Source organism: Sphingomonas sp. LC-1 (genome assembly GCF_025371035.1).
Lineage (GTDB): Bacteria > Pseudomonadota > Alphaproteobacteria > Sphingomonadales > Sphingomonadaceae > Sphingomonas > Sphingomonas sanguinis_E.
On the sequence record NZ_JANZXB010000040.1, the window covers coordinates 1 to 3,252 of the forward strand.

The 3,252-nt window shown below is 66.5% G+C and carries 4 protein-coding genes; 1 reads left to right on the forward strand and 3 read right to left on the reverse strand.

Features of this window, described 5'->3' with window-relative positions; translation table 11 throughout:
* The first annotated feature begins 102 nt into the window (after positions 1-102).
* Complete coding sequence (locus NZL82_RS19685; protein WP_261271381.1) at positions 103-435, forward strand: immunity 53 family protein; 333 nt, start codon at positions 103-105, stop codon at positions 433-435.
* Positions 436-652: 217 nt separating this feature from the next.
* Here the strand turns inward: NZL82_RS19685 and tnpC are convergent, their stop codons facing one another.
* Genes tnpC through tnpA form a run of 3 tightly spaced genes read right to left on the reverse strand, consistent with a single transcriptional unit; the run spans position 653 to position 3,152 of the window.
* On the reverse strand, positions 653-2,284 hold the full coding sequence (gene tnpC, locus NZL82_RS19690; protein WP_084281026.1) for an IS66 family transposase: 1,632 nt from the start codon (positions 2,282-2,284) through the stop codon (positions 653-655).
* 56 nt (positions 2,285-2,340) lie between these two features.
* Positions 2,341-2,694: an IS66 family insertion sequence element accessory protein TnpB gene (gene tnpB / locus NZL82_RS19695; RefSeq protein WP_084281025.1), complete on the reverse strand. Its 354-nt coding sequence runs from the start codon at positions 2,692-2,694 to the stop codon at positions 2,341-2,343.
* Positions 2,691-3,152 carry an IS66-like element accessory protein TnpA gene (gene tnpA / locus NZL82_RS19700; protein ID WP_084281024.1) on the reverse strand — a complete coding sequence of 154 codons (462 nt, stop codon included), beginning with the start codon at positions 3,150-3,152 and terminating at the stop codon, positions 2,691-2,693. Before tnpA ends, tnpB begins: the two co-directional genes overlap by 4 nt.
* Positions 3,153-3,252: the final 100 nt, after the last annotated feature.

Sequence of the window (3,252 nt, forward strand, 5' to 3'; positions counted from 1 at the left end):
GTAAGCGTCTGCTCACCACCGTCGCGATAAGCAGTTTATCGATCGTTCCTTCCTCGCCGGCCGGCCCATTGCGGATGTAGTCGCCTTGGGTGATGCTGCGGCATGAGCGACGATAACCTCAAGTGGCTGACGCAATGGTATTTGGCGCAGTGCAATGATGATTGGGAGCATTTGTACGGCGTGAAGATCGACACGCTCGACAATCCTGGGTGGTCGCTTCGGATCGAACTGACCGGCACAGCCATGCAGGATCTGCCTTTCGAGCGAGTGGAATATGGTGAGCCTAGCGATGACTTGGCGGAGTGGCAGCGAACCGGCAGCTGGTGGGTTGCTTCCGTGCAAGGCAAAGCGTTCGAGGTTGCCTGCGGGCCGCTCGACTTATGCGAGGCTATCGGCGTGTTCCGCCGTTGGGTTGAGGCGTCAGCCGTCAGCTAATTAGGTGTTCAAAGATGATCCGCGACACGCTTTCTGAACTGGTATCTTGGTTCTCATCTGACGTAGCGAGCTACGTCGCGAAGCCGTTTCGCAAAGGCAAAAACCGGGCTCAGTTGGCGCGCCAGCCCGAAGAAACCGCAAAGCGAAAGAAGAGGCGCGCGCAACGGCAGGCAAGAGCGCGGAACCGTTAGGGTGGCCGGACCTCCGCTCCCGCCAGTTATTGAGGTTTTTGTCTACTTTCAGAGGCATGCGTTGAGAAGCGCCAAGGCGCGAGTTCGCCAATACGGTTGATGGGGTGTCCGTCGGCGATGCGGGTGAGCACGTCGCGCAGCCAGGCTTCGGGGTCGATGAAGTTGAGCCGGGCGGTCTGGATGAGGGTGTAGATCGCCGCTGCGCGGTCACCGCCCTTGTCCGAGCCGGCGAAGAGGTAGTTCTTGCGGCCGAGCGCGACGGGACGGAGGCAGTTCTCGGCACGGTTGTTGTCCGCTTCGAGCCGGGCATCGTCGCAGAAGCGGGTCAGCGCCTCGCGCCGCTTCACGGCATAGCGGATGCCGTCGGCCAGCGCGCCCTTGCCCGAGATGCGTCGCATGGTGTCCTCGGCCCAGTTGAAGAAGCCGTCCACGCCGACCCTGACGACCTGCCGGCGCGCGAGCCGGTCCTCCAGCGGCAGCCCGCGTCCGAGTTCCTCCGCCTCATACATCAGGTCGACCATGCTGACGCCGGTACGCGCCGTCGTTGAGCCTGTCGCCTTCCACACGTCGTAGATCTTGCGCCGGACATGCGCCCAGCACGCCACCTCTACGATGGGGCCAGGCTGCCGGCGTCCATCGTACAGCTGGTCGTAGCCCGCATAGCCGTCCGCTTGCAGGAAGCCGCTGAAGCTGGCGAGATGCGCGCGCGGTCGCTCGCCCTTGCGGTCGGGCGTGTAGAAATATGCCGCTGCCGGCGGGCCGATGCCCTGCCAGCCCCGGTCGTCGCGAGCGTACACCCACAGCCTGCCGGTCTTGGTCTTGCCGGTGCCCGGTGCTAGCACCGGCACGGGCGTGTCGTCGGTGTGAATCTTGTCGGCCGCGAACACGTGCTGGCGGACGTGGTCGACCAGCGGCTGGAGCAGCCAGCTGACCTGGCCCACCCAGTCCGCCATGGTCGAGCGGTCGATTTCGACGCCTTCCCGAGCGTAGATCTCTGCCTGCCGGTAGAGCGGCAGATGGTCGGCATACTTCGACACCAGCACGTGCGCGAGCAGGCCGGGACCAGCCTTGCCGCGCGGAATGGGCAGCGCCGGAGCCGGCGACTGGGTGATGGCGTCGCACCGCTGGCAGGCGAGCTTGGGGCGGACGTGGCGCACGACCTGGAAGCGGCCGGGCACATACTCCAGAACCTCGGTCACGTCCTCGCCAAGCGCCGACATCGTCCCGCCGCACGCGCCGCAGCCATCGGCATGCGGAGCGGCGTGGACGACCTCGTGGCGCGGCAGATGGTCGGGCAGCGGCAGGCGCTTCGGTTTCCGCTTCTCGCGGGTGGGTGCCGGCACGCCGGTGTCAGCGGATGCGCTGGTCGCCTCGGCCTCGAACGTCTCCAACTCCTCCAGCCGCAGCTCCAGCTGCTCGATCTCGCGTGTCAGCCGCTCGGACGACTGGCCGAACTGCATGCGCCGGAGCCGTGCAAGCTGGACCTTGAGCTTCTCGATCTCCAGCGCGGTCAGCTGAATGGTCGCCTTGGCCGCACGGAGCTCGGCCGCGGTGCTGGCCAGCTCCGCAGCAGTGGCTGCGTGTTGGGCCTGCAACACCTGTGTAAAGGCGCGCAGTTCGTCCGGGTCGGAGGGAAGATCGACCATCGCCAGCGACATGGCCCATTCTATCACCGGCCCGACTCGGGCCAAGCAAAAAAGACGAAAAGCGCCGTTCAGACGAGGGTCGGCGCCGTCACCGGGGCCGGTGCCACAGTGCGCCGCCAGTCGATGCCCTCGATGAGCAGGGCCAGCTGCGCGGGGCTGAGCACGATGCCGCCATCGACCAGTGGCGGCCACACGAACCGGCCCTTCTCCAGCCGCTTGGCGAACAGGCACATGCCCGAGCCGTCCCAGTAGAGCGCCTTGAGATAGTCGCCGCGCTTGCCCCGAAACAGGAACAGATGACCCGAGTACGGGTCGGCGTTGAGCACCTGGCTGGCGAGCGCGGTCAGCCCGTCGAAGCCCTTCTGCATGCTCACCGGCTTGCAGGCGAGATAGACCTTGGTGCCGGGCGCCAGCGCTATCACAACGCATGCCCCAGCGCCCGCAGCACGCGGGCGAGCGCCTTCTCGTTGACGTAGCTGTCGACCGACAGCCGCACCCCGGTCGGCAGGTCGATGTCGATGCCGCCCGGTCGTGGCCCCGGATGCGGGCGGACCAGTTCTTCTGCCGGTACGGCAGAAGGCACCGGCTTGGCGGGTGCCGGGGCGGGCGTCGCAGGCGTAAGCGCCATAGCGAGCTCTGCGCACGCGGCGTCCGTCACCACGCCATACGGGATGAACTGCAACGGCTCGCTGGCGATGCTCACCGCCTTCCGCTGCGCCGACCGCCAGTTGTAGATGAGGCTCTCGGCAATGCCGAGCCGTCGGGACACCTCGCGCACCGTCACGCCCGGCGCCGACGCCTCGGCAACCACCGCCGCCTTCTCCGCCTCGCTATAGGTCCGCCGGCGCTCCGTCCGGGCAATGACCTCCATCCGCCCCATCTCCTGACCTCCTTCTGGACTCCAGAAGGAGACCACCACAGGTCAGGACATCAACGGCTACGCGACAGTCGGCAACACGCGGCTAACCGGACGGTTACGC